The organism is Spirillospora sp. NPDC000708, from assembly GCF_040299565.1.
Lineage (GTDB): Bacteria > Actinomycetota > Actinomycetes > Streptosporangiales > Streptosporangiaceae > Spirillospora.
Genome location: NZ_JBEPCJ010000012.1, coordinates 19,827 through 44,434, shown reverse-complemented (window position 1 = coordinate 44,434; position 24,608 = coordinate 19,827). Strand labels below are relative to the sequence as shown.

At 74.9% G+C, this 24,608-nt stretch carries 21 protein-coding genes and 1 tRNA gene; 12 read left to right on the top strand and 10 right to left on the bottom strand.

Going from position 1 to position 24,608, the window contains the following annotated elements:
* Window positions 1-1,621: 1,621 nt before the first annotated feature.
* From ABT299_RS11490 to ABT299_RS11480, 3 genes are all read left to right on the top strand, one after another.
* On the top strand, window positions 1,622-2,476 hold the full coding sequence (locus tag ABT299_RS11490; protein WP_190854168.1) for an SAM-dependent methyltransferase: 855 nt from the start codon (window positions 1,622-1,624) through the stop codon (window positions 2,474-2,476).
* Between the two features lie 104 nt (window positions 2,477-2,580).
* Complete coding sequence (locus ABT299_RS11485) at window positions 2,581-3,894, top strand: acyltransferase family protein (RefSeq protein WP_500250602.1); 1,314 nt, start codon at window positions 2,581-2,583, stop codon at window positions 3,892-3,894.
* Between the two features lie 165 nt (window positions 3,895-4,059).
* Complete coding sequence (locus ABT299_RS11480) at window positions 4,060-5,268, top strand: PucR family transcriptional regulator (RefSeq protein WP_241755363.1); 1,209 nt, start codon at window positions 4,060-4,062, stop codon at window positions 5,266-5,268.
* A gap of 57 nt (window positions 5,269-5,325) precedes the next feature.
* Here the strand turns inward: ABT299_RS11480 and ABT299_RS11475 are convergent, their stop codons facing one another.
* The 3 genes from ABT299_RS11475 to ABT299_RS11465 form a co-directional block, all read right to left on the bottom strand.
* Window positions 5,326-6,225 carry an alpha/beta hydrolase gene (locus ABT299_RS11475; protein ID WP_500250601.1) on the bottom strand — a complete coding sequence of 300 codons (900 nt, stop codon included), beginning with the start codon at window positions 6,223-6,225 and terminating at the stop codon, window positions 5,326-5,328.
* A 107-nt stretch (window positions 6,226-6,332) separates the two neighbouring features.
* The gene (locus ABT299_RS11470; RefSeq protein WP_500201457.1) at window positions 6,333-7,214 is read right to left on the bottom strand and encodes a DMT family transporter; all 882 of its coding nucleotides are present in this window, start codon (window positions 7,212-7,214) and stop codon (window positions 6,333-6,335) included.
* Window positions 7,214-9,151: a bifunctional phosphatase PAP2/O-acyltransferase family protein gene (locus tag ABT299_RS11465; RefSeq protein WP_500250600.1), complete on the bottom strand. Its 1,938-nt coding sequence runs from the start codon at window positions 9,149-9,151 to the stop codon at window positions 7,214-7,216. Before ABT299_RS11465 ends, ABT299_RS11470 begins: the two co-directional genes overlap by 1 nt.
* A gap of 228 nt (window positions 9,152-9,379) precedes the next feature.
* Here ABT299_RS11465 and ABT299_RS11460 point away from each other — a divergent pair, with 228 nt between their 5' ends.
* Complete coding sequence (locus ABT299_RS11460; RefSeq protein ID WP_500250599.1) at window positions 9,380-10,255, top strand: SAM-dependent methyltransferase; 876 nt, start codon at window positions 9,380-9,382, stop codon at window positions 10,253-10,255.
* A 40-nt stretch (window positions 10,256-10,295) separates the two neighbouring features.
* Here the strand turns inward: ABT299_RS11460 and ABT299_RS11455 are convergent, their stop codons facing one another.
* The 4 genes from ABT299_RS11455 to ABT299_RS11440 form a co-directional block, all read right to left on the bottom strand.
* Window positions 10,296-10,607 (bottom strand): DUF6510 family protein, encoded by a 312-nt coding sequence (locus ABT299_RS11455; RefSeq protein ID WP_190854178.1) that lies wholly within the window; start codon window positions 10,605-10,607, stop codon window positions 10,296-10,298.
* A gap of 1 nt (window position 10,608) precedes the next feature.
* A complete protein-coding gene (locus tag ABT299_RS11450; protein WP_190854181.1) occupies window positions 10,609-11,361 on the bottom strand; it encodes a ferredoxin reductase in 753 nt (250 codons plus the stop codon).
* Window positions 11,331-11,930: a sulfite oxidase-like oxidoreductase gene (locus tag ABT299_RS11445; protein WP_433235245.1), complete on the bottom strand. Its 600-nt coding sequence runs from the start codon at window positions 11,928-11,930 to the stop codon at window positions 11,331-11,333. The genes ABT299_RS11450 and ABT299_RS11445 overlap by 31 nt, the downstream gene beginning before the upstream one ends.
* A 66-nt stretch (window positions 11,931-11,996) precedes the next feature.
* Window positions 11,997-13,070, bottom strand: a complete 1,074-nt coding sequence (locus tag ABT299_RS11440) for an MBL fold metallo-hydrolase (RefSeq protein WP_500250598.1) — start codon at window positions 13,068-13,070, stop codon at window positions 11,997-11,999.
* A gap of 129 nt (window positions 13,071-13,199) precedes the next feature.
* Between ABT299_RS11440 and ABT299_RS11435 the strand changes: the two genes are divergently transcribed.
* The 3 genes from ABT299_RS11435 (at window position 13,200) to ABT299_RS11425 (ending at window position 15,907) form a co-directional block, all read left to right on the top strand.
* Window positions 13,200-13,274 (top strand) — tRNA-OTHER (locus ABT299_RS11435).
* 64 nt (window positions 13,275-13,338) lie between these two features.
* Entirely contained in the window at window positions 13,339-15,072 is a 1,734-nt protein-coding gene (locus ABT299_RS11430) for a hypothetical protein (protein ID WP_500250597.1), read from the top strand.
* A 229-nt stretch (window positions 15,073-15,301) separates the two neighbouring features.
* Entirely contained in the window at window positions 15,302-15,907 is a 606-nt protein-coding gene (locus tag ABT299_RS11425; protein ID WP_387030361.1) for a TetR/AcrR family transcriptional regulator, read from the top strand.
* 210 nt (window positions 15,908-16,117) lie between these two features.
* Here the strand turns inward: ABT299_RS11425 and ABT299_RS11420 are convergent, their stop codons facing one another.
* From ABT299_RS11420 to ABT299_RS11410, 3 genes are all read right to left on the bottom strand, one after another.
* Window positions 16,118-17,764 carry a long-chain fatty acid--CoA ligase gene (locus ABT299_RS11420; protein WP_500250596.1) on the bottom strand — a complete coding sequence of 549 codons (1,647 nt, stop codon included), beginning with the start codon at window positions 17,762-17,764 and terminating at the stop codon, window positions 16,118-16,120.
* A gap of 37 nt (window positions 17,765-17,801) precedes the next feature.
* Window positions 17,802-18,254: a MaoC family dehydratase gene (locus ABT299_RS11415; RefSeq protein ID WP_190854189.1), complete on the bottom strand. Its 453-nt coding sequence runs from the start codon at window positions 18,252-18,254 to the stop codon at window positions 17,802-17,804.
* Window positions 18,255-18,365: 111 nt separating this feature from the next.
* On the bottom strand, window positions 18,366-19,406 hold the full coding sequence (locus ABT299_RS11410; RefSeq protein WP_500250595.1) for a phosphotransferase family protein: 1,041 nt from the start codon (window positions 19,404-19,406) through the stop codon (window positions 18,366-18,368).
* Between the two features lie 263 nt (window positions 19,407-19,669).
* Between ABT299_RS11410 and ABT299_RS11405 the strand changes: the two genes are divergently transcribed.
* The 5 genes from ABT299_RS11405 to ABT299_RS11385 all read left to right on the top strand — a co-directional run bounded on the left by ABT299_RS11405 (window position 19,670) and on the right by ABT299_RS11385 (window position 24,593).
* Complete coding sequence (locus tag ABT299_RS11405; protein ID WP_190854195.1) at window positions 19,670-20,011, top strand: hypothetical protein; 342 nt, start codon at window positions 19,670-19,672, stop codon at window positions 20,009-20,011.
* A 43-nt stretch (window positions 20,012-20,054) separates the two neighbouring features.
* Entirely contained in the window at window positions 20,055-21,737 is a 1,683-nt protein-coding gene (locus ABT299_RS11400; protein ID WP_500250594.1) for an MFS transporter, read from the top strand.
* A gap of 152 nt (window positions 21,738-21,889) precedes the next feature.
* Window positions 21,890-22,357 (top strand): MarR family winged helix-turn-helix transcriptional regulator, encoded by a 468-nt coding sequence (locus ABT299_RS11395; protein ID WP_190854199.1) that lies wholly within the window; start codon window positions 21,890-21,892, stop codon window positions 22,355-22,357.
* Window positions 22,354-23,622 (top strand): MFS transporter, encoded by a 1,269-nt coding sequence (locus tag ABT299_RS11390; RefSeq protein ID WP_190854202.1) that lies wholly within the window; start codon window positions 22,354-22,356, stop codon window positions 23,620-23,622. The genes ABT299_RS11395 and ABT299_RS11390 overlap by 4 nt, the downstream gene beginning before the upstream one ends.
* 98 nt (window positions 23,623-23,720) lie before the next feature.
* Window positions 23,721-24,593 carry a CE1 family esterase gene (locus ABT299_RS11385; protein WP_190854205.1) on the top strand — a complete coding sequence of 291 codons (873 nt, stop codon included), beginning with the start codon at window positions 23,721-23,723 and terminating at the stop codon, window positions 24,591-24,593.
* Window positions 24,594-24,608 lie beyond the last annotated feature (15 nt).

The following is a 24,608-nucleotide window of genomic DNA, read 5'->3' as shown; positions in this document are numbered from 1 at the left end:
CCCGTCGGCCCGGCACGCGCGGGGATGGTTCGGTCTGCTTGGCGCGGGACTCGATCTCGCGGAAGTCGGCCCCGCGCACGCGGGGATGGTTCCCAGCCGACGGCGACGGCGCACCCGGCGGTCTTGTCGGCCCCGCACGCGGCGATGGTTCGCTCTTGGAGCCCTTGGTGAACCGGTCGATGATGTCAGCCCCGCGCACGCGGGGATGGTTCCCCCACAACCAACGTGAACGTAAAGCGTTCGATGTCGGCCCCGCGCACGCGGGGATGGTCCCTGGATCTCCACGCAGGCGAGCCAGCTGCGAACGTCGGCCCCACACCTACGGGGATGGTTCGGTCGGGTGGGCGCCACCCAGCGCGGGGGAGGCGTCGGCCCCGCGCCCGCGGGGATGGTTCCGTCACGGCGGTCAGCTGCCTGTCCGGAACTCGTCGGCCCCGTGCGCGGCAAGGTTCGCGGGCCGACGCCAAGCTGCTGATGCAGGCGATGTCAGCCCTGCGCCCGCGGGGATGGTCCGGCGGCCGGTGGGCGCGGGCGCAGGTGAGAGCGGTCGGCCCCGCGCCCGCGGGGATGGTCCGTCTTGTCCTCGACGACGAGGCGGCGAGGGATGTCGGCCCCGCGCCTGCGGGGATGGTTCCCGCCTCGTCGTCATGCGGGACGGGCAGATCTGGTCGGCCCAGCGCCTGCGGGGATGGTTCCCAGCACGTATCCCGAGGTCAGGCACAGCGCCGGTCGGCCCCGCGCCCGCGGGGATGGTTCCTTCGCCTCGGGGCGGTACGCCTCGGTCTTGTTGTCGGCCTCGCGCCTGCGGGGATGGTTCGGGCGCCGGCCCGCACAGCCGCACTGCGGTGTGGTCGGCCCCGCGCCTGCGGGGATGGTTCGTCCTGCCACGCCAGATGTTCGGCCCGCGCCACGTCGGCGCCGCGCCTGCGGGGATGGTTCCCGGGCCCGATCGTTGGCCATCACGCGGCCCCTGTCGGCCCCGCGCCTGCGGCGATGGTTCCTTGATCAGGTAGTAGTAGCCCGCGGGGCTGCGGGCGGCCCCGCGCCTGCGGGGATGGTCCCGTCGAGGACGCGTATCGCAGCGTCCAAAGAACCCTTGACAAACGAGAAGAGGGAACGTCCCGTACTACGAGAGGTTCGGGTTCCGGGTGACGCGGGAGCTCGCCATGCCGGGCCGGGGCTGCCCGCCGGTGTGGCTGATGTGGCGGGATCCGGACGGCGGCTGACCGAATCCCGACACTCGGGCGCACCTTCGGTTAAGCCGCTGTCATGGCCGGAAACGGCCAGCTCCGCGAGGGCGGTCCCGGCGTGCGTGGCGGGCCGGTGACGGTCCGCCGTTTCGCCGCGCTCCTGATGCCCGTCGCCCCCGCGCCCGTGAGACGGAGATCACCGCCAAACGCGCTTGACCCCATGCGGCCACGCCGGGGGCGTTTTCCGGCCGGACCGGCGGGCACGGCCGCGCCGGCCCGGCCCACGCGGCCTACCGTCGAAGGGTACGCCGCCCCACGATTGGTGAAGCGCCCATGACGCCGTCCCGCCCGCCGTCCCGCACGCGCCGCCGCACCGCTCCCGTCCGGTCCGGGTTCCAGGCCGGGACGGCGCGGCCATGAGCCTGCGCGCCGTGAGCACCGAGGCCCCGGCGGCCGGGCCGTCACCCGCCCGGTCGTCCGGGCCCGCCGGGACGACCGCCGTCCCGGCGTCCGGCGGTACCGCGCTCGCCCTGCACCGGCCCGCCTCGTCCCGCGTGCACGACCACCTCCTCGGCGGCAAGGACAACTACGCCGCCGACCGCGACCTCGCCCGCCAGGTCCTGGACGTCCTGCCGCAGGCGGCGGACGCCGCCCGCGACGGCCGGGCGTTCCTCGCCCGCGCGGTCCGCGCCTGCGCCGAGCGCGGCATCCGGCAGTTCCTCGACCTCGGCTGCGGCCTGCCCGCCGGCGACAACCTGCACCAGATGGCCGCGCGGCACGCGGCCGGCCCCCGCGTCGTCTACGTCGACGCCGACCCGCTGGTGATCGCGCACGCCCGCGCGCTGCTGGTCGAGGGCGGCAACATCGCCGCGCTCCACGCCGACCTGCGCGACCCGGCCGCGATCCTGGCCGCCCCGCAGGTGCGGCGGCTGATCGACCCGGCCGAGCCGGTGGCGCTGGTGTTCTCCTCCGTCCTGCACCTCCTCCCGGACCCGCTCGTCCCGCTCGCCGCGCTCGGCGCCGCGGCGCCGCCGGGCAGCGCGCTCGTCGTCTCGCACGCCACCGCCGACCACGCGCCGGCGGCGGTCGCCGAGGCGGCCCGGCGGTACGCGGCGGCGGGCGCCGGCCCGCTGCTGCCCCGCGGCGTCCGCGAGATCGAGCGGCTGTTCGGGCCGTTCACGCCGCTTCCCCCCGGCCTCGTGCCCGCCGGGCGGTGGCGCGCCGGGACCCCGCCCTCGGCGGACGGAGCGGCGATCCTGTACGCGGGCGTCGGCGTCCGCTCCTAGCCCCGGACGGCGGGTTCCGGGGCCGGTTCCCCGACACGCGGCGTTCAGGTGATGTTCAGGGGGTCTGTGGAGAACGCGGAGGCGCGGCCCCTAGGGTGGCCCGGATGCCGACGAACACTCTCACCACGGAAACGAAGGCGAACGGCGCGCCGGCGGCCACGGCGTCCCGGATGGGCTGGCTCGACGCCCTGCGGGGCCTGGCCGCGTTAGTGGTGGTGTTCGAGCACTCCCTGGACGTGCTGCTCCCCGAGGTCCGCCGGAACGTGAGCCCGTGGTTCGACTTCGGGCGGTACGGGGTCTTCCTGTTCTTCCTGATCAGCGGCTACGTCGTGCCGTTCTCGCTGGTCCGGCGGGGCAGCGTCCGCGCGTTCTGGGTCGGCCGGCTGTTCCGGCTCTACCCGGCCTGGTTCGTGTCCGTCGGGCTCATGCTCGCGCTCGGCGTGACCGGCGTGTCCTGGGGGCTGCCGAACGGGCTCGGCGACCGCCCGTGGATCTCCGCGATCGCGCACCTGACGATGCTGCAGGACCTGCTCGGCGTGCCGAACGTCGTCAACGTCTTCTGGACGCTGTCCTACGAGATGGTGTTCTACCTGCTCATCACGGCGATGTTCATCGCGGGTGTGAAGGGCGCGAGCGCCCGCGTCTCGCTCGGCTTCGGCGTGGCCGCCGCGATGCTCGGCGTCTCGCTGCCGTCCGGGCTGCTGGCCACCCACTGGCCGGGCGCGACCCCGATGGTCGCGGCGTTCGCCCTCGCGGCCGGCATCGCGGCCATGGTCAGCGGCCGTCCGGCGATGCGCCGCGCGGGCGTCGCGATCGTCGCGGCGCTCGCGCTGACGCTGCTCGTCCTGGACAGCCGGATCGGCGGCGTCGAGAGCCTGTGCATCATCGCCACGATGTTCGCCGGGACGGCGGTGCGCGGCATCCAGGACGGCCGGATGCCGGCGAGGCCTGCCGCCGCGATGGTCGCCCTCGTCCCGGTCCTGACCCTGCTGGCGGGCCTGCGCCCGCCCACGACCTGGGCCGCGGACGGCTACTCCCAGTCGCTCGGCGTCGACTGGTCGATCGGCGTGGCCGCCGCCTGGCTGACCTTCCTCGGCGGCCTGGCCCTGCGGCACCGCCGGATGCCCCGGGCGCTGATGTGGCTCGGGCTCGTCAGCTACTCGGTCTACCTGCTGCACCCGGTGATCGTCCAGACGGTCTGGCGGGTCGCCGGGGAGCGCGACGCCATGCCGCTGGGGGTGCGGCTGGCCTGGGAGGGCGTGCTGCTGGCCGCCGTCCTCGTCGCCGCCGGCCTGGCGCACCGCTACGTCGAGCGCCCGGCGCAGGATCTCGGCCGCCGGCTGACCCGCCGCAGGCCCCGCGCGCCCGAGCCTCCCGCGGAGCCGCCCGCGCCGCTGCCCGAACCCGCCGTGTCCTAGCCGCCGGGGGGAGGGCCGGGGCCACCGGGGCACGTGATACGCATTACAGGAGGATTCCGACTATCTCCACCCCGACACCCGTCTTCACCCCTAGTGCACCTGATGGTGACAGCGGTCACTTTCTTGCCTAGGGTGAGGCCGGTCCCCCCTCCGGAGGGAGGCTCCATGGTCAGTCCCCTGCCGAACGGACACCGGATGGCACAAGGGTCGATGCCCGCCGAGCTGCCCGACCTGCTGCGCCAGCACCTGCAGGCCGCCGTCGAGGAGATGGAGCGGGAGATCCGCGACCAGGTGCCCGAGTACGCCGGCGACGGCGGCGGCGCGTACGCCCTGCGGGTCGAGCGGACGGTCAGCGAGACGGTCGCGTTCTTCGTCGACTCCGTCGACCACCCGGACGCCGACGCGCGGCACCTGACCGAGCTGTACATGCGCCTCGGCGAGCAGGAGGCCCGGCAGGGGCGCGGGCTGGAGCCGCTGCAGAACGCGATGCGGGTGAGCAGCCAGATCGCCTGCCGCCGCTTCATCAAGGACGCCTACCGGCTCGGCTGGTCGCGGGAGACGCTGGGCCGGCTGACCGACTCGCTGTTCATGCTGGTGGCGCGCGTCGCCGACGCGGCGGCGCAGGGCTACGCCCGCGAGCAGGGGCAGCTGGCGACCGAGCGGGAGCAGCGCCGCGAGCGGCTGCGGGACGCGCTGGTCGCCGAGCCGTCGCCCGGGCACGAGGCGATCACCGAGCTGGCGGTCGCGGCGCGCTGGGACCCGCCGCGCAGCGTCGGGCTGGTCGCGCTGCCCGCCGGGGCTCCCGCGGGCGCGCGGATCCTGCCGCCGGCGGTGCTGGCCGCGTGGGACGCGCCCGTCCCGTTCCTGGTCGTCCCCGACCCGGAGGGGCCGGGGCAGGACCGGCTGTGGCCGGCGCTGCGCCGGCTCGGCACCGCCGCGATCGGGCCGACGGTGCCGCTCACGCAGGGCGCGGTGTCGCTGCGGTGGGCGCGGCACGCGCTGACGCTCGTCGAGCGGGGCCTGCTCCCCGGCGGGGAGCCGGTCCGGTGCGCCGAGCACATCGCCTCGCTGGCCACGCTGGCGGCGGAGGAGCTGGTCGGCGCGACCGCCGGGGCCGTGCTCGGCCCGCTGCTCGACCTGGCGCCGGCGCGCCGGCAGCCGCTCGCCGAGACGCTGCTGACCTACCTGCAGTCCGGCGACAACGCCGTGGTCGCGGCGGAGCGGCTGCACATCCACGAGCAGACCGTCCGGTACCGGCTGCGGCGCATCGCGGAGCTGACCGGCGGCCGGTTCACCGACCTCGACGGCCGGCTCGACGTGATGCTGATGCTGAGCTGGCTGGTGCGGTCCGGGCGCGCGGAGGAGCCCGCCTGACCCCTCCCGCCCGTCCTCCCGATCCCGACCGCCGACCGCTCAGCGCCCGGCGGGCGGCTAGGTTCCGGCGAGGTGGTGGCCGAGGAACGCGAGCTGCGCCGGGAGGCGGGGACGCCAGAAGCCGCCGTCGTGGCATCCGCCGCCCATGGACCCCTCCGGATGGATCCGCCCGCGCAGCTTGCGGACCATCGGCGCGAACGGGTCGCTCGTGCCGCAGTCGACGCGGATCGGGACGCCCTTCAGCGCGTCCAGGGCGGGGAAGACGTCGTTGCGGGCGAAGTCGGCGGCGCCGTCGAAGGACCGCGCGTTGGTGCGGCGCGCGTCCTCGTAGGAGGCGAACAGGGCCGGGGACGAGGCGACCACGGCGGCCGTCCGAGGGGCGCCCAGCCTGCGCGCCAGCACGAGCGCGCCGTAGCCGCCCATCGACCAGCCGATGGCCCCGATCCGGCCGGTGCGGGCGCCCTGCCCGCGCAGCCGCGGCAGCAGCTCGTCGACGATCATGCCGAGGGGGTCGTCGCCGTCCGCGCGGGCGTGCCAGTAGGTGTCGGGCCCGCCGTCGACGGCGACGATCGCGAACGGGGGGACGCCGCCGCGCGCGACCGCGTCCGGGAGGTAGCGGTCCAGCGCGAGGGACCGGACGGCGGACGCGCCGTCGCCGCCGCTGCCGTGCAGGGCCACGGCGACCGGGAGGCCGCGCAGGGACGTGGTCGCGGCGGGCAGGACGACGGTCGCGGTGACGTCGGTGCGGCGGCGCGCCGAGCGCCAGGCGATCCGCCGGACGGCGGTGGACGCGGCGGGCGGCGCGGGCACGTTCCCGCACCTGCCGAGCGCCTCGGCGAGGCGGACCCTGCCGGGCAGGACGTCGTTCTCGACCAGGGCGTAACCGGTCCCGCCGGCCGCCGCGAAGGCGCCGAGCCCGCCGAGGCCGCCGATCAGCAGCGCGCGTCTGGAGATCACAGGAGTCCTTCCGGGAGGGGACCGACACCCGCTTGGACCTCCGAAAGGTCCGGAAGGTTCTACGAAGATCGCATTTCGCGGGCGGAGGAGGGCGGGAACCGTCCGAGTCAGGGCGCGGCGGGTTCGTCGGCGCGGCCCGGCGCGGACTGGGAGTGCGACAGGACGGTCACCCCGGCGGTGAGCAGGACCGCGCTCAGCGCGACCGCGGCGAACGCCGACAGCGACCGCGGCGGCTGCGTGTGGAAGGCGAAGACGGCCAGCACGTAGGACGCGACGGGGTTGGTCATCGTCATCGCGGTCATCGCGGCGGGCAGCGATCCGGCGGCGAACGCCTTCTGCTCCAGCACGAGGCCGAGCAGCGTGGACCCGGCGAGCGCGTACCCGGGCCAGTCGAGCGCCGTGGCGGCGACGCCGCGCTCGACCAGGTCGGCGGTGGTGAGCTTGATGAGCACGGCGGTCGCCGCGAACATCAGCCCGGAGCAGATCCCGAGCAGCACGGCCCGGACCGTCCCGCGGCGGATGTTCGCGGCGCGCGACAGCGCCAGCACGAACGGGACGGCGACCAGCCCGGCGAGGATCAGCCGGGGCCGGGACGGCTCGCCCTGCGAGGGGATCGCGCCGGGCACGGTGAACAGCACCGCCAGGCCCGCCGTGACGGCGATCCCGCCGACCAGGTCGCCGCGGGCCGGGCGGCGGCCGAGCACGGCGGCGCCGAGCAGGATGGTGAACACCAACTGGGTGACCAGCAGCGGCTGGACGAGCGCGGTGGAGCCCAGGTGCAGGGCGGCGGCCTGGCTCATGAACCCGCCGAGGTTCGAGGCCCAGCCCGCCAGCCACACCGGGTCGCGCAGCAGCGCGCCGATCAGCTGGACGGCGGGGACGCGGCCCTTGCCCTCGCCCACGGCGCGGCGCGCCGCCCGGTACTGCAGCGCGGCGGCCCCCGCGAACAGCAGCGCCGCCAGCACGCTGAACGCGGCCGACCACGCCATCAAGGCGTTCCGGTCTGCGCGCCGCTGCGGCCGGGATCGGCGTCGACGCCCAACTCGGCCGCGAGCTTCTCGAACGCCCGCAGCAGGCCGCCGGCGAACCGGTCCGCGCCGGGCAGCGCCCGCGTGTCGGCGGTCACGGAGACGTGCAGCGCCCCGCCCCGGCTCAGCGCGCCGACCGCTATCGGGACGCCGCCGGCGGGCGTCAGGATCGGGTGGAGGGCGCCGAGCGGCGCTCCGGCCAGCGCCAGCGGGCCGGAGGGGCCTCGCAGGTTCGCGAGGACGGCGCCGGCGAACGGGGCCGGGCCGGCGGGCGGACCGGGCCGCTCCCCGGCCGTCCGGCGCATGTCCGCGAGCCGTTCCCGTAAGGGGCGGCCGTCGACGGGGACGTCCAGCCGGCGAGCCCCGCGGGGGCCGTCGAGCGCGGCGGCGGGTCCCGGGGCCGTCCCGGACGGCTCCGGCGGGACGGCGACGCGCAGAGTCCACGCGCCCGGCGGCGCTGTGCTCTTCTCCGCGGCGGCCTCCGCAACGGCCTCGGCTGCGGCGTCGCCGGTCAGAGCGGCCAGCAGGCCGGTGACCCGGACGCCGGCGGCGCGGGCGACCTCGCGGACCCGGGCCAGCGGCAGCGTGGCGGTCCCGAAACCGTGCCGGGGGACGGCCGGACCGGTGATCGCGGGGGGTTCCGCGAGGGCGGGCGGCGCGGGCGCCGGCAGCACCGCGGCCCGGCCGGGCGCGGGGGCGTCCCCGGCCGGGTCGAGGATGCCGCGCAGCACGTCGAAGGGGCCGCCGCCGTCCACGAGGGCGCGGTGGAGCAGGACGACCACGGCGTCCGGTGCCGTCCCGCCGCCGCGGACCAGGTGGAGCCGCCACGGCGGGCGGTCGGCGCCGAACGGTTCCGCGACCAGCCGCGCGACCAGGGCGTCCCGGGCGCGGCGGTCGCCCGGCGCGGGCAGCGCGGACTCCCGGACGTGCCAGGCCAGGTCGATCTCGCCGGCGTCCTCCCAGCGCGCCCGTCCCGCCGGGCCGGGCCGCCGGAGCCGGCGGGTGAGGCGCGGCAGGTCCGGGAGCCGCTCGGCCAGCAGCGCGCGCACACGCACGGCCGTCGGGCCGGGCCCGCTGAACTCCGCGACGCCCCCGACGACCTGCGGCGCCTCCGCGCTCTCGCCGGACGGGGGCGACGCGCCGGACGCGCCCCGCCGCCGCACGAGCCTCGCGCGCAGCGCCTCGGCGCCCGCCGCGGCCGGGATCAGCAGCAGGCCGCCCGGGATGTCCACCACGTAGTGCGCGGCGGTCGCGACGATCACCAGGCCGGTGACCACCAGGTGCAGGGCGCACAGCCAGGCGACGACGGCGCCGCAGCGGGCGCGGACGGCGGTGGCGCCGATCCACGCCACCCAGCCGATGTGCAGGCTGGGCATCGCCGCGTACGGGTTGGCGCCGGCCGAGACCGCGCCGGTCCCCCAGGTGGCGGGCGGATGGTGCAGCGCGATGATGTCGGTGTACCCCTCGCCGGGCAGCAGCCGCGGCGGGGTCGAGGGCCACACCGCGAAGCAGCAGATCGCGATCAGGGTGATCCAGATCAGCGTGTTGCGGGCCCACGGGTAGGCCGGGCTCCGCCGCCACCACAGGTAGCCGAGGAACCCGAAGGTGGCGAGCACGTACGTCGTCGCGTACTCCCACGCGGCCAGCGCGCCGAGCCACCCGTGCCGGACCAGCACGCCGTTGAGCCCGTGCCCGGCGTCCAGGTGCGCCCAGCGCTCCAGCTCCAGCAGCGACCGGCCGTGGGCGTCGCTGACGGCCCGGTCCCCCGCGAACGCGTGCGTGAACGCCAGGTACACCGCCAGCACGACCAGCCCCGCGGCGATCTCGCGCGCGCCCGACGCCGCGCGCCCGCGCCCCTGCCCGCGCGCGCCGGGCGGGGCCGCCTCGCACCGGGTCACGCCGCTCCTCCCGCCTCGCCCATCGCACCACCCCCTCCGATCATCCTCCCCACGATCGATCGCGACGACCACGCCCGGGGTGGCCGATCGCCGCCTTTTCCACGGCGGAGCCCCACAAAACCGCTTCGACCAGTGCGTTTCGGTGAAGTCGATGGCCGGGCGCAAGCCGATGATCTACGTTGGGAGCCCCCGGGCGGGACGCGCCCGCCGACCGGAAGGGCCGCAGCCGTGACCGACACCCCGACCCCGGAGGAGACGGCGCCGGAGGGGGTCGATCCGCACGTGCCGGCGGCCCCGCGGATCTGGAACCACTGGCTCGGCGGCAAGGACAACTACGCCGCCGACCGCCGCGTCGGCGACCAGATGGCCGAGCTGTACCCGAGCATCGTCCGGCTGGCCAGGGCCGACCGGGAGTTCCTCGGCCGGGCCGTCCGGTACCTGGTGGCCGAGGAGGGCGTCCGGCAGTTCCTCGACATCGGCACCGGCCTGCCCACCGCCGGCAACACCCACCAGATCGCGCAGGAGCTCGCCCCCGAGTCGCGGATCGTGTACGTCGACAACGACCCGCTGGTGCTGGCCCACGCCCGCGCGCTGCTGACCAGCACGCCCGAGGGCGCCACCGCCTACATCGACGCCGACCTGCACGACCCGGAGCGGATCCTGGCCGAGGCGGCGCGGACGCTGGACCTCTCCCGTCCGTTCGCGGTCCTGCTGCTCGGCGTCCTGATCTACATCGACGACACGCCGGCTGCGTACTCGATCGTCCGGACGCTGAAGGACGCCCTGCCCCCGGGCGGCCACCTCGTCATCGCGCACAGCACCAGCGAGGTGCACGGCGCGGCGACGGAGGAGGTCGTGCGGCTGCGCAACGAGCGCGTCAAGCCGCCGATGACGCTGCGCAGCGGCGCGGAGATCGTCCGCTTCTTCGACGGCCTCGACCTGCTGGAGCCCGGCGTGGTCCCGTGCAACCGCTGGCGCCCGCACCCCGCGGGCGCGCACGGCGAGGACGTCGACGAGTTCGCCGGCGTCGCCCGCAAGCCCTGGCCCGGCCGCGCGGCGGACCGTCAGGCGAGCAGGCCGTCAGGCGAGCAGGCCGCCGGGTGAGCAGGCCGCCGGGTGAGCAGGCCGCCGGGTGAGCGGGGCGTCAGGCGAGCGGCATGCGGAGGCCGACGGTGCCGCGCAGGTCGAGCCAGGCCGTCCCGTTCCCGATGACGAGGCGCAGGACGACGTGCTCGCATCCCGGACACCGGGCGACGGCGCCCGGGGCGTGCGAGTAGACGCGCAGGCCGGGCAGCGGGCCCGCCAGCCCGCACGCGGTGCACCGCACCGCCGCCCTCGTGACGTCCACGCCGAACACCTCGCTCAGCGGCCCGGCGAGCGCGTTGCCGTCCTGGTACGCGCCGGCGTCCTCGTAGACGACGGCGTCCGCGCCCGCCTCCGTTCCGTCCGCTCCCATGTCAGCCTCCGCTCGGCCCGAAACGCTCGGTCCTGATCCTGCGCGGGTCGTGCCCCAGCGCGACCAGCAGATCGGCCGCCGCCTCCACGAACCCCGTCGGCCCGCACACGAAGCAGGCCGGGTCGAACTCCGGCGGCCACGCCCATGCGGCGAGGTCGCCCTTCGCCAGCCGGCCCGGCGGCCGCGGCCAGCCGTCCGGCGCGGCGCGCGTGTACAGCGGGAAGACCTCCACGCCCGGGTCGGGGCGCCGCAGCTCGGCGGCGTACCACCGCTCGTCCGGCGTCCGCGCGGAGTACACCAGCCGGAACGGGACGTGCGAGCCCTCCGCCCGCCGGGCCCGCACCATCGCCATCAGCGGCGCCACGCCCGCCCCGCCCGCGACGAGCGCGACGGGCGCCGGGTCGTCCGGGCGCCACACGAACCAGCCGCCCACCGGCCCGCGGATCTCGACCGGGTCGCCGACCGAGAAGACCTCGGTCAGGTACGGCGACACCTCGCCGTCCGGGACGTTCTGCACGGTCAGCTCGACGCGGTCGCCGTCCGCCGGCGCCGCGAGCGAGTAGCTGCGCTGCGTGCTGTACCCGTCGGCCGCGGTGAGCCGGACGTCGACGTGCTGGCCCGCGAGGTGCCCGGGCCATCCGGGGACGTCCAGCACGAGCGTCCGCGCGGTGGGCGTCTCGTCGCGGGTCTCCGCGAGCCGCGCCACCCGCCACCGGAGCCGGCTCAGTCCCCCTGGTACCGCTGTTCCAGCCATGGGTCCCCGTAGTCGTGGTAGCCGGCCGTCTCCCAGAAACCGGGCTCGTCCTGGGTGAGCAGGTCGAGGCCGCGGACCCACTTGGCCGACTTCCAGAAGTACAAGTGCGGCACCAGCAGCCGCACCGGGCCGCCGTGCTCGGGATGCAGGTCCTCGTCGTCGAAGCGGTAGGCCAGCCATGCCTGCCCGTCCAGCAGGTCCTGGAGGGGCAGGTTGGTGGTGTAGCCGCCGTAGGAGCGGGCGAGCGCGTAGTCGGCGGTCGTCTCCACGTCGTCGAGGAGGACGTCCAGGGACACGCCCGTCCAGGACGTGCCGAGCTTGGACCACTTGGTCACGCAGTGGATGTCGACCGTCGGGTTCTCCGACGGGAGCGCCAGGAACTCCTCCCACGTCCAGCGGCGCCGCTCGCCCGTCTCGGTGGTGACGACGAACTCCCACTCGTCCGTGTCGACGCGGGGCGTCGGCCCGGCCGACAGGACCGGGAAGTCGTCGGTGAGGTACTGGCCGGGCGGCAGCTTCACGTCCCCCTGCCGCCGCCTGCCGTGGAATCCGGGCGAGACGATGCCCATCCCCCGCTCCTGTTCGTCCGGACGGCCCGTGCGCCGGGATCCTTCCCCGCCGGGAGGGATCCATCCCTAGGCGGCGCGAAGTTCGAGCCGGGAGCCGACCGCGTTCGGGACGAACGCCTCCGGGAGGCGCGCGGCGAGCGCCTGGGCGGCGCGCCAGCCGGTGCAGTGCGCCGGGACGACCACCGCCGGGTCCAGGCCGGCGAGCGCGCCGACGGTCGGCTCGATGATCGGCTCGAACGCGGGGCCGCTCAGGTGGAACCCGCCGACGACGGCCGCCACCCGCGGCTCCCCGGTGAGGCGGCGGGCGTGCCGGACGATGTTGACGATCCCCGCGTGCCCGCAGCCGGTGAGGACGACCAGGCCGTGCCCGCGGACGTTCAGCACGAGCGCCTGGTCGTCCCGGACGAGCGGGTCGGGCGCCCAGGCGCCGTCCGTGAGCGCCTCGTGGTAGGCGGGCATGCCGCGCTCGAACGGCGTGACGCGGTCGATCTCACCGGTGATCAGGACGGACCCGCCGAACAGCAGCGACGGCTGCGCCCGCTCGACGATCTCGAAGCCGGCGCCGGCGAGGGCGCGGCGGCTCGGCGCGGCCAGCCGCAGCGGCTCGGCGCCGGGCACGTTCATCCGGCGGCCCGTCCATACGCCGGGATGGACGACGAGCGGGGTGTTCGCGGCGCCGACCGCGCGGATCAGCCCGTCCAGGCCGGTGACGTGGTCGGCGTGGCCGTGGCTGAGCACGACCGTCTCGACCGAGGCGGGGTCGACGCCGAGCCGCCGCATGTTGCCGACGAGGCCGTCCGGGGTCATGCCCGCGTCGAACAGCAAGCGGTGCTCGCGACCGTTCCGCACCACGGTGACCAGCATCGAGAACCCGTGCTCGGCGAGCGGGACGTCGTAGGACTCCCCCGTGTCCAGCACCCCGGCGGGCAGGCGCCGGCCCGCGGCGGCCTGCCGCATCCCGGTGCGCCGCACCGGCCCCTGGTCGGCGAGCAGCAGGTCGCTCTGGTTGTCGATGAGCGTCGTGAGCGTGACGGCGTCGACCGGTTCGAGCGGCACCCGGTCGGGCGTCTCGCGGGCGGGGTCGGGCCGCGGCGCGGCGAAGGCGACCTCGCCCGGATCGGCGACCGGCTCGTAGCACATGGGTCCTCCCGTCCCGCGCCCTCCCGGACACGATCATGATTCCACGGGCGGCCCGGCCGGGGCGCGCGGCCGGCGAAGATCGCGAACGGGCGGCGCGCGGCCGCCCGGGCCGCTAGGCTGCGCTGCGGCAAGGCCGTAGCGCAGAGGTCGTCGCGCCTTACAGCGGGCTGGAGGACGTCGGTTCGAATCCGACCGGCCTTGCCACCCCCCGCCCCCCGGTGCGCCGTGCCGGGGCCGCGGGGCACGGCGCGCGGGAACGGGGGACGCGGTGACGGTGATCGACACGCGGACCGCCCCGCGCGCGCTCCGGCCGGACGAGGCGTCGCGCCTGCGGCGGATCCGCCGCTACGCGGTCCCCCGCTGGATGATCGAGCGGGCCGCCGAGCGGCGGCTCGCGGGCGACTGGCGCGGGGCGTGCGCGGCGGCGAACGTGGACGTGGACTTCGACCTCGCGGACGTCGCGCGCGAGCACGGCCGCGAGGTCGCCGACGCGCTGGAGGACGACCTCCGGCACCTCGCGCCCGACCTGCTGCGCTGGCACGCGCCGCGCGTCGGCCGGGGACGGACGACGCTGGTCCCCGACCAGGCCCTCGTGCTGTCCGCCGACCCGGACGATCCCCGCCGCACCCTGCACGTCACGACGCCGCGGCAGCTCGTCCACGGGCCGCAGCGGCTCACCCTCCGGTTCGGCTCGATCTCGACCGACACCGGCTGGACGTACCTGAACACCGACCTGCCCTACCTGTCGGTGTGGCACAACCTGCAGCACCAGTGGGACACCGCACGCCACCTGTGGGACGTCCGCCGCACCGATGAGCTGCGGGAGCGCTGCGGCGGCGACGGCACCCGCGCGCCGTTCCTGGAGCCGGACGGGACGCCCCGGCCGCCCGGCCTGCTCGCGTCCGCCGCCCCGGGCGGGGACGACCCGGTCGCGCGCGCCGAGCGGGCGGTCCTGCTGCACGAGGCCGGCGACGTGCTGGGCGCCTTCGCCGCGGCGGGGATCGCCGTCGACGAGACGGGCGTCGAGCTGGAGGAGTACCTCGGCGGCGGGGTCGTCGAGACCGCCGGCGTCCTCGCGCGGCTGCCGCTGGCCCCCGCGCGGCTCGCGGACGAGGTCCGGCGGCTGTCGGAGCACGGGCACGGCGACGCGTACTGGATCCCCGCGAACCAGCACGTGGGGGTCGTCCTGCGCCGCGCGGGCGGCGGGCTCGGCGTGGAGCTGGCGCCCCGGGACGACCTCGGCGGGGGGACGCCGGTGCTCCCGGACGCGGCGTGGCGGATGGCGCCGGACGTCGAGGCGCTGCGGCACGGCGTCGTCCCGGCCGAGGAGCTGCACCCGCTCGTCCGCGCCGCGCTCGCGCCGGCCCGCGCGTTCACCGGTCCCGGCGGCCCGCCCGGACCGGACCGCCCCGGCCCGGTCCGCATCCGGTGCCGCGGCGAGTGGCACGAGGTCGCCTTCCGCGACGGCGCCCTGCGGATGCCGCACGGCGAAGGCGAGCGGCGGCGCGAGCAGGCGCTGCTCGCGCTGGGCGGCGCGGTCGGCGGCTGCGAGGCCGCCGACCGGGGGTGGCGGGCGGGCGGCCGCCTGCCGAAGGCGCTGGACGCCCAGCGGCGCGAGCTGCTCGCGCGGGTCCAGCACGGCGACACCCCCGGCGTGCTCGCCCTCCTGGACGCCGGGGTCGACCCGCGCGTCCGGGACGCGCGGGGCCGGACCCTGCTGCACGCGCTGCCGATGCTGGACTGGGAGCCGCTGCTGCCCCGGCTGCTGCCCGTCCTCGACCTGGAGGCCCGCGACGGCTGCGGGCGGACGCCGCTGCACGTGGTGGTGTTCGAGGAGGGCCCGCCCGCGCTCGTCCGCGCCCTGCTGGACGCCGGGGCGCGGATCGACGTGCAGGACGAGGACGAGATCTCCCTGCTGCGCGTCATCGGCTGGCGCCGCTCCGACCTCGGGTTCCTGGAGAAGCGGATCCGGGACGAGCATCCGGAGATCGACGACTGGTGAGGGCCCGCCGCCGTCCCGCCGGTCGGAACCCGCTCGACTTCTCCCCGAGGCCATTTGTACATACCGACTGGTCGGATTCTTTTGAAGATAGAATCGGGGGGCGGCGCCGTCGACAGCCGGTTTCACCCGCCTCGACGACGGCCGTTCTTGGACCGGGTTCCCGCCCGGTAGGCTGACGGCTGATCAGGGGCGGCGGCGCGGGGGCGGCCGCGGACGGAGGTGGAGAGTCGTGACACAGGCCTCGGTGGGGCGGCTCTCCGACGACGTACCCCTTCCCGACCGGCTGCTCGCCGTCGCCACCCGGCTGTTCGCCGAGAGGGGCTTCGAGGGCACCTCGGTCCAGGAGATCGTCAACGCCGCCGGCGTCACCAAAGGCGCCATGTACCACTATTTCGGCTCCAAGGACGATCTCCTCTACGAGATCTACCACCGGCTCCTCGGCCTGCAGATGCGCCGGCTGGAGCAGATCGCCGACGGCCCCGGCAGCGCCGAGGAGCGGCTGCGCGCCGCCGCCCTCGACGTCCTGGAGACCTCGTTCCTCTACCTGGACGACTTCACCGTCTTCTTCCGCTCCACCCACCTGCTCCCCCGCGACCGCCGCGAGGCCGTCCGCGCGGAACGGCGCCGCTACCAGGAGCGGTTCCGCGACCTGGTCGAGGAGGGCCAGCGCGAGGGGTCCTTCCGCACGAGCATGCCCGCCGACATCGCCGTCCTCTTCTTCTTCGGCACCGTCCACCAGATCGGCACCTGGTACCACCCGGGAGGCCGCCTCAAGACCCGCACCATCGCCGAGCACTACGTCGACCTGTTCCTGAACGGGCTGAAGGAGCACTAGGGGTCTTCTGTTTTCTCCCAGGGGGGCGCCCCCCTGGAACCCCGTCACGGTTGACAGGCTGTTTCCCGCTCCGCTGGCGCTCCGCGCGAAACAGCCTGTCAACCGTCGGGCAGGCCCGCTGCGCTCGCCGGCGCTCGCTCCACGCGCCTGCCCGTGGTGGCGGCCGAGGCCCGGTCTTCCGTTCGTTCGTGCAGCCGGGGCCAGGGTCCGTCAGCGCTCGATGTGCTCGATCTTCAGGTCGGCGCTCCTGTGGCGGGCGCGGAGGGGCTTCTTGTCGAACTTGCCGACGGTCGTCTTGGGGATCTCGTCCATGAACGTCCAGTACTCGGGGACCTGCCAGCGGGCCACCCGGGCGGCGAGGTGGTCGGCCAGCTCGGCGGCGGTCGCGGCGGCGTCCGGGCGGAGCACGACGCAGGCGAGCGGCCGCTCGTCCCAGCGCGGGTCGGGGATGCCGATCACGGCGGCCTCCGCGACCGCCGGGTGCCCCATCAGGAGGTTCTCCAGCTCGACCGAGGAGATCCACTCGCCGCCCGACTTGATGACGTCCTTGGCGCGGTCGGTGATCTGGTAGAAGCCGCGGTCGTCGATCGTGCCGATGTCGCCGGTGCGCAGCCAGCCGTCGTCGAACTTCTCCGGCGCCGGGGCGCGGTGGTAGGAGCCGGTGATCCACGGGCCGCGGACCTCGATCTCGCCGACGGACTCCCCGTCCCACGGCAGCTCGCGGCCGGCGTCGTCGACGATCCGCATCTCGACGCCCGCGGCGACGCGGCCGGACTTCAGCCGCCAGTCCATCTCCTCGGGCGTGCCGGGTTCCACCTCGGGCGGTGGGAAGGCCATGCCGCCGAGCGGGCTGGTCTCGGTCATGCCCCAGCCCTGGATGATGCGCAGCCCGTACCGCTCCTCGAACGCCTCCAGCAGCGAGCGGGGCGCGGCGGCGCCGCCGGACGTCCCGGCGCGCAGCGACGACAGGTCCAGCTCGTGCTGCTCGCCGTAGGAGAGGATGCCGTTCCAGATGGTGGGGACGGCGGAGGCGAGCGTGCTGCGCTCCCGGGCGACGAACTCGGTGAGGTGCTGCGGCTGCATGAACGGACCGGGCATGTGCAGCGTCGCGCCGGACAGGAACGCCCCGTACGGCAGGCCCCAGGCGTTGACGTGGAACATCGGGACGATCGTCAGCACCCGGTCGGCCTCGGTGATGCCGACCAGCGACGCCGACTGCACGGCCATCGCGTGCAGGAACGTCGAGCGGTGCGAGTAGACGACGCCCTTCGGGTCGCCGGTGGTGCCGCTGGTGTAGCACATGGACGCGGCGGACCGCTCGTCCACCTCGGGCCACTCGTAGCCGGGCTCCTCGGCGGCGAGCAGCTCGCGGTACCGCAGGACGGGGGCGCCGTTGCGGTTGGCCTCGAGCGGCGCGCCGTCGCCGTCGCCGACGATGACGAACGCCTCGACGGCGGGCAGCTCGTCCACCACCCGGGCGAGCAGCGGCACGAGGCCGTCGTCGACAATGATCACCTGGTCGTCGGCGTGGTTGATGATGTGCGCGAGCTGCTCGGGGAACAGCCGGATGTTGAGGGTGTGCAGCACGGCGCCCATGGCGGGCACGGCGAAGTACGCCTCCAGGTGCTCCTGGTTGTTCCAGCAGAAGGTCGCCACTCGGCCGCCCTGGCGGACGCCGAGCCGCTGCAGCGCGGCGGCGAGGCGCTCGGCGTTGTCGGCGACCTGCGCGAAGGTGGCGCGCCGCGGCTCGCCGCCGCCGGTCCACGTGACGCACTCGCTGCGCCCGTAGACGCGCCGGCCGTGCCGCAGGATCGCGGCGACCGAGAGGGGGAAGTCCTGCATGGTGCTGGGGATCATGACGGTCTCCGGGATGACGGACGGGATGGACGGGGAGTCAGCCGACCAGCACGGACAGGACCTCGGCGACGCAGACCGGCTTGTCGCCGCCCTCGCGCTCCACGGTCACGCGGACCTTGGCCCGCGCGCCCTGCGGGGTGCGCTCCAGCGAGAGCAGCTCGGCGCCGGCGCGCAGCCGCGACCCGACGGGGACGGGCGCGGGGAAGCGGACCTTGTCCGAGCCGTAGTTGACGCCCATCGCCAGGCCCTCGACGCGCGAGATCTCCGACATCAGCATGGGGATCAGCGACAGGGTGAGGTAGCCGTGCGCGATCGTGCCGCCGAAGGGGCCGGCCGCGGCCCGCTCGGGGTCCACGTGGATCCACTGGTGGTCGCCGGTCGCGTCGGCGAACCCGTTCACCTGCTCCTGCGTGACCGTGTGCCAGTCGCTGTGGCCGAGATGGGTGCCGACGGCCTTCTCGTACTCGTCGATGCCGTGGAACGTCCTCATCGCGTTACCTCCTCCGCCGGGCGCGCGCCCGCTCCGTGGACGCCATGATGACAACATACCGACCGGTTGGTATGCAACGCGAGAGGCCGGGCCGCCGGTCTCGGAGAGGGGTCAGGCGCCCTTGAGCGCGGCGATGCCGGAGCGGAGCAGCGGCTCGACGGCGGCGCCGATGGCGTCGAACCCCTCCCCCACGGTCTGGCCCCTCAGGTAGCGGTAGTGGATGCCCTCGGAGATCACCGCGAGCTTGAAGCAGGCCAGCCCGACGTAGAACCCGATCGCCGACAGGTCGCGGCCGCTGCGCTCGGCGTACCGGGCCACCACCTCGTCGGGCGACGGGAAGCCGGGCGCGCGCGTCGCCTCGGCCCGTCCCGGGACCGGCGCCGTCCGCCTCATGTAGACGAGCAGGAGCGCGAGGTCGGTGAGCGGGTCGCCGAGCGTCGCCATCTCCCAGTCCAGGACGGCCGCCACCCGGTCGTCCGCGCCGACGAGCAGGTTGTCGAGCCGGTAGTCGCCGTGCACGATCGCCGGGGCGGACTCGGGCGGGACGTTCGCCTCCAGCAGCGCGTGCAGCTCGGCGGCGCCGTCGAGGTCCCGGCTGCGCGACGCGTCGAGCTGCTTCTTCCAGCGGCGCACCTGGCGTTCGAGGAAGCCCCGCGGCCGTCCGAAGTCGGCCAGCCCCACCTCGGCGGGGTCGACGCGGTGCAGGTCGACGAGGGTGTCGACCATCCGTCCTGCGATCGCCGCGACCCGCTCGGGGCCGAGTGGGACGAGCTCGTCCGCGCCGCGGTACGGGGTCCCCTCGACCATCTCCATCACGTAGAACGGCGCGCCGAGCACGTCCGGGTCCTCGCAGAGCAGGTAGGTACGGGGGACGGGGACGGCCGTGCCGGCCAGGGCGGTCATGACCCGGTGCTCGCGGGACATGTCGTGCGCCGTCGCGAGGACGTGGCCGAGCGGCGGGCGCCGGACGATCCAGGAGCGGGCCCCGTCGGTCACCTCGTAGGTCAGGTTCGAGCGGCCGCCGGCGACCACGCGGGCGCGCAGCGGCCCGGCGTCCGCCGGCCACAGGGCGCCAGGGAGGACCCTGTCGACGTGGCGCCGGAACCGGTCCAGCGGCAGGCCCGGGAGGTCGCCGTCTTCGAATACCCGCAATGCACCCCTCCTCGCCGATCCGAGCCCTTGTACCGTCCGGTCGGTATGGCGCACGATAACGAGATGGGAACCCTCGCCGTCCAGGGCCGGAGGGCCCCGGGCCGCGCCCCCACCAGGCAGGCATCGGTGCGCCGATGACACCATACCGACCAGTTGGTATGCAATAGCCGATTTCCCATTGCCATTCTCGGTCGGCGGCATTACTTTTGCGGCACGACGCGGAGCGGTGTGAGCTTCGCCACCCCTGGCCGAAGGACCGACCGATGACGACGACCGACCCCCGGCAGACCCGCGACCGGGCGCGCGGCCGCATCGGCACCGCGCCGGACGAGGACGTCCGGCCCGCCCGCGGCGGGCGCGACCGGCCCGCCGCGCCGCCGGCCCGCCTCCGCACGCGACCGGAGGCGCAGGCCGCCGAGGCCCGAACGAGCACCGAGCAGGAGGAGGTCTTCGGCCCCGTCCGCGCCGCCGTCCCGCACGACGGCGGCGACGACGCGGCACTCGCCATCGCCGGCGGCACCCGGTACGGGCCGCCCGGCACGGTGCGGGCGGCCGGACGCGAGCGCGCCGCCGCGTTCGCCGACGCCGCCCCGCGCCCTTTCTAGGACCGGTTCTCGGGGGAGACCAGCGCCCGGAGGAGTCCCTGACATGTCCGTTTCATCGTCCACCAACGACGGCGTCGCGCCCGGCGGCGCGGCCGCACCGCCCGGCCTCGCGGCACGGCTCTGGCGGCGGGACCTGCCGCACTACCCGGAGACGGGACGCCGCTACCTCTACCTGGGCATCGTGGTGATCACCACGATCGTCCTGTACTACCTGCTCTACATCCAGTACGCGGTGGCGACCTCCATCATGGAGCACTACCGCATGACGTTCACCTACTTCATCATGCTGTCGGTGATCGGCAACGCGATCGGCGCGTTCGCGTCGCTGTTCGCCGGGCTCGCCGACCGGTGGGGCCGCGCGAACCTGGTCGTGTACGGCCTGCTGGTCGCGGGCGTGATCGTGCTCGTGCTGCCGCACTCCCCCAACAAGGGCGTGTACCTGGCGCTGTTCGCGGTGCTCAGCCTCATCGAGGGCATCGTGCTGGTCGCCACCCCGGCGCTGATCCGCGACTTCTCCCCGCAGCTCGGCCGCGCCACCGCCATGGGCTACTGGACGATGGGCCCGGTCATCGGCAGCCTCGTGGTCACCGTCGTGACCAGCCACACCCTCGACAGCTCCAGCTGGCAGGACGAGCTGACCTACTCGGGCGTCGCGGCGCTCGCGGTGTTCGTCATCGCGCTGTTCGGACTGCGCGAACTGTCCCCGGCGCTGCGCGACCAGGTCATGGTCACCATGCGCGACCGCGCCCTGATCGAGGCGCGCGCCCGCGGCCTGGACCCGGAGGCCCAGCTCAAGGGCAGCTGGCGGCAGATGCTGCGGCTGGACGTCGTCGGCTCCGCGTTCGCGATCAGCGTGTACCTGCTGCTGTACTACGCGGCGGTCGGCAACTTCGTCGTCTACTTCTCCGCGACGTTCGGCTACAGCGAGCAGCGCACCAACGCGCTCGGCAACTGGTACTGGGCGGCCAACGCGATCGCGCTGGTCGTCGCCGGCCTGATCTCCGACCGGCTCCGGGTCCGCAAGCCGCTGATGCTCGCCGGCGGCATCGGCTCGGTGGTCTGCACGGCGGTCTTCGCGGCATGGGCGACCGAGCCGAAGACCGGCTACTACGACTTCGCCTGGCTGTTCGTCGGGATCGGGATCTTCGGAGGGCTCGCGTACGCCCCGTGGATGGCGGGCTTCACCGAGACCGTGGAGAAGCACAACCCGGCGGCGACCGCGACCGGGCTGGCCGTGTGGGGCTGGATCCTGCGGATCGTCGTGGCCTGCTCGGCGCTGTTCGTGCCGATCGTGGTCAACTCGGTGACGCCGATCGTGGAGCACGGCGCCGAGGTGAAGGCCGCGTCCGCGCAGGCGCAGCAGGCCCTCGCCATCACGACCGCGCACCCGCAGATCTTCGCCGAGCTCGCGAAGTACCCGGCCGGGCAGGCGCCGCCGGAGCTGCAGGCGCGGGCCGCGCAGGAGGTCGGCGTCGCCGGCCTGCAGACGGTCGCCAAGGCGCAGCCGCAGCTGAAGATCCTCAAGGAGCACGGCGCGGACGTGCAGAAGGCGGCCAAGGACGGGCCGAAGCAGTGGCAGACCTGGTGGTACGTGGCGCTGGGCGGCCAGGTCGTGTTCATCCCGTTCATCTTCGTCATGAGCGGGCGCTGGAGCCCGCGGAAGGCGCGCGAGGACGCCGAGGCGCACCAGAGGGCGATCGACAAGGAGATGGCCGCGCTCTCCTGACCGCGCTCCGCACCGCACCGACACCCACCGCATGAGCCGATCCACCGGCCAGGACGTCCCGGCCGGTGGATCGCCGCTTTCCGGGGCCCACAGAAAACCTAGCCAGGCGAACCTATAGGCATCTTATAGAAGCAAGTGATATATATCGGGACATGGACGAGCGGTCCCCTCTCGACGAGCTGGAACTGGCGGCCGGCCTCGGCCGCCTGTACTCGCTGATGCGCTCGCTGTCGCTGCCCCGCGACCTGTCGATGACCACCGTGTCGACGCTGGCCACCCTCGAACGCCGCGGCCCGTGCCGGGTGACGGAGCTGGCCGCGCTGGAGGGGGTCACGCAGCCGGCGATGACGCAGCTGGTGTCCCGGCTCGAACGGGAGGGGCTCGCCGAGCGCCGCGCGCTCGCCGGCGACCGCCGGGTCGTCGCGGTGCACCTGACCGACGCAGGGCGCGCCGACCTGGCGCGCCGCCGCGCCGGGCAGGCCAAGCGGCTCGCCGAGCTGCTGGCCGGCCTGCCCTCGTCCGACCGGGAGGCGATCGCCGCCGCGCTGCCGGCCCTGGACCGGCTGACCGGCGCCGCCCTCGGCGGTCCCGACACACCTGCTTCCGGAGAGTGCGAATGAGTCAGCCGTCCGCGGGCGCGCAGAGCCCCTTCAAGCAGCCGAAGGCCGTGTGGGCCGTGGCGTTCGCGTGCGTGGTGTCGTTCATGGGCATCGGCCTGGTCGACCCGATCCTGCCCGCGATCTCCGCGGACCTGCACGCCTCGCCCAGCCAGGTCACCCTGCTGTTCACCAGCTACCTCGTGGTCACCGCGGTCGCGATGCTGGTGACCGGCTTCGTGTCCAGCCGGATCGGCGCCAAGCGCACCCTCATCGCCGGGCTGGTCCTGATCGTGGTGTTCAGCGCGCTCGCCGGGACGTCCGGCAGCATCTCGGGGATCATCGGCTTCCGGGCCGGCTGGGGCCTCGGGAACGCGCTGTTCATCGCGACGTCCCTGGCCGTCATCGTCGCCTCCGCCAGCGGCGGGCTCGGCGGCGCGATCATCGCCTACGAGTCCGCGCTCGGCCTCGGCATCGCCGTCGGGCCGCTGCTCGGCGGGCTGCTCGGCGAGGTCAGCTGGCGCGGCCCGTTCTACGGCGTCGCCGTGCTGATGGCGATCGCGCTGCTCGCGACGATCACGCTGGTGCGGCCGCAGCCGAAGCCGGCGCGCAGGACCTCGATCGCGGACCCGATCAAGGCGCTGCGGCACCGCGGCCTGCTGGTGATGAGCCTGACCGCGCTCTGCTACAACTGGGGCTTCTTCACCGTCCTCGGCTACGCGCCGTTCCCGATGCACCTGAGCGCGCTGAAGCTCGGCCTGGTGTTCACCGGCTGGGGCCTGCTGGTCGCGGTGTTCGCGGTGTTCGGCGCGCCGTGGCTGCAGCGGCGGCTCGGCCTCGCCCGCACCCTGTACTTCAACCTCGCGCTGTTCGCCGTCGACGTCCTCGTCATCGCGGTCTTCGTGAACTCGCAGGCCACGCTGATCGTCGCGGTGATCGTCGCGGGCGTGTTCATCGGCGTGAACAACACGGTGACGACGCAGGCCGTGATGATGGTGGCGCCCGTGGAGCGGCCGGTCGCGTCCGCCGCGTACGGGTTCGTCCGGTTCATCGGCGGCGGCCTCGCGCCCTTCGCGGCGGGCAAGATGGCCGAGCACGCCAACATCCACGTCCCGTTCGCCGTCGGCGCCGCCGCGATCGCGCTCGGGATCGGCGTCCTCGCCATCGGGCACCGCGACCTCGCGCGCGCGGAGCGCAACCAGGCCGGAGTGGACGCGGAGGCGGCCGCGGGCGGCGCGGACGCGGAGGTCACGGAGGCGGCGGAGGCCGGTTCCGGATCCGGTTCGTAGCACTGCGTGGTCCCTGTCTCCGGGGGCACAAAAGATCGCGATCTTTTGTGCGCCCGGATGCGTAGCCGGGCGGCTCGGCGACGGGGTTGGATCACCCCATGAAGATCGCCGTGCGGGCGGCGATGATCGTGGCGGCGCTGCTCGCCGCGTTCATCGCCCACCCCCTGCCCGCCGGAGCGGCCCAGGACGCTCCCGGAACCACCGAGCACTCCGTCGCCATGGGCGACTGGAACCGCCCCTACCTGCTGCACCTCCCGCCGGGCGCGAAGCCCGGCGCGCGGCTGCCGCTCATCGTCGCGCTGCACGGCGGGCTGAACGACGCCGCGTACGTGGAGAACCAGAGCGGCCTCGACAAGATCGCCGACCAGGACGGCTACGCCGTCGCCTACCCCGACGGGCTGCTCGGCACCTGGAACGCGGGCGCCTGCTGCTGGTTCGCCCGCTGGGCGGGCGTCGACGACGTCGGCTTCCTCGACAAGCTCATCGACACCCTGGTGAAGCAGGGCGTCGCCGACCCCCGCCGGGTGTTCATGACCGGGTTCTCCAACGGCGGCGGGATGGCCTACCGGTACGCGTGCGAGCGGGCCGACAGGGTCGCCGGGATCGCCGTGGTGTCGGGCGCGCTCGCCATCGGCTGCACCCCGAAGCGGCCGGTGTCGGTGCTGGCCTTCCATGGAACGTGGGATCCGTCCGTCCCCTACGACGGGGGCGGGAACATGGACGCCGACGTGCATTTCCCGTTCATCGGCGTGCGGTTACTGATGGAATTCTGGAGATGGGTGGACAAACTGCCCGCCCTCTCATGGCCCGTGCGGGACGGCCCTGAGGGCTGCGTCGGCACCGGACCGGGGCCCGTCGAGGTCGCGCTCTGCACCAAGCAGCAGGGCGGCCACGAATGGCCCGACTACGCCAGCAAGCTGATCGGCGAGTTCTTCGCGGCCCGCCCGTCGCTGCCGAAGCCGGCGGCCTGAGCGCGGGCCCGGCCG

What these genes read in the sequence shown, in the direction of transcription:
- ABT299_RS11445 (WP_433235245.1), bottom strand. Translation starts at nt 11,930, where the DNA reads ATGGGCATCGTCTCGCCCGGATTCCACGGCAGGCGGCGGCAGGGGGAC.
- ABT299_RS11480 (WP_241755363.1), top strand. Translation starts at nt 4,060, where the DNA reads ATGGTCAGTCCCCTGCCGAACGGACACCGGATGGCACAAGGGTCGATG.
- ABT299_RS11400 (WP_500250594.1), top strand. Translation starts at nt 20,055, where the DNA reads ATGTCCGTTTCATCGTCCACCAACGACGGCGTCGCGCCCGGCGGCGCG.
- ABT299_RS11455 (WP_190854178.1), bottom strand. Translation starts at nt 10,607, where the DNA reads ATGGGAGCGGACGGAACGGAGGCGGGCGCGGACGCCGTCGTCTACGAG.
- ABT299_RS11415 (WP_190854189.1), bottom strand. Translation starts at nt 18,254, where the DNA reads ATGAGGACGTTCCACGGCATCGACGAGTACGAGAAGGCCGTCGGCACC.
- ABT299_RS11450 (WP_190854181.1), bottom strand. Translation starts at nt 11,361, where the DNA reads ATGGCTGGAACAGCGGTACCAGGGGGACTGAGCCGGCTCCGGTGGCGG.
- ABT299_RS11385 (WP_190854205.1), top strand. Translation starts at nt 23,721, where the DNA reads ATGAAGATCGCCGTGCGGGCGGCGATGATCGTGGCGGCGCTGCTCGCC.
- ABT299_RS11440 (WP_500250598.1), bottom strand. Translation starts at nt 13,070, where the DNA reads ATGTGCTACGAGCCGGTCGCCGATCCGGGCGAGGTCGCCTTCGCCGCG.
- ABT299_RS11485 (WP_500250602.1), top strand. Translation starts at nt 2,581, where the DNA reads ATGCCGACGAACACTCTCACCACGGAAACGAAGGCGAACGGCGCGCCG.
- ABT299_RS11470 (WP_500201457.1), bottom strand. Translation starts at nt 7,214, where the DNA reads ATGGCGTGGTCGGCCGCGTTCAGCGTGCTGGCGGCGCTGCTGTTCGCG.
- ABT299_RS11420 (WP_500250596.1), bottom strand. Translation starts at nt 17,764, where the DNA reads ATGATCCCCAGCACCATGCAGGACTTCCCCCTCTCGGTCGCCGCGATC.
- ABT299_RS11405 (WP_190854195.1), top strand. Translation starts at nt 19,670, where the DNA reads ATGACGACGACCGACCCCCGGCAGACCCGCGACCGGGCGCGCGGCCGC.
- ABT299_RS11395 (WP_190854199.1), top strand. Translation starts at nt 21,890, where the DNA reads ATGGACGAGCGGTCCCCTCTCGACGAGCTGGAACTGGCGGCCGGCCTC.
- ABT299_RS11390 (WP_190854202.1), top strand. Translation starts at nt 22,354, where the DNA reads ATGAGTCAGCCGTCCGCGGGCGCGCAGAGCCCCTTCAAGCAGCCGAAG.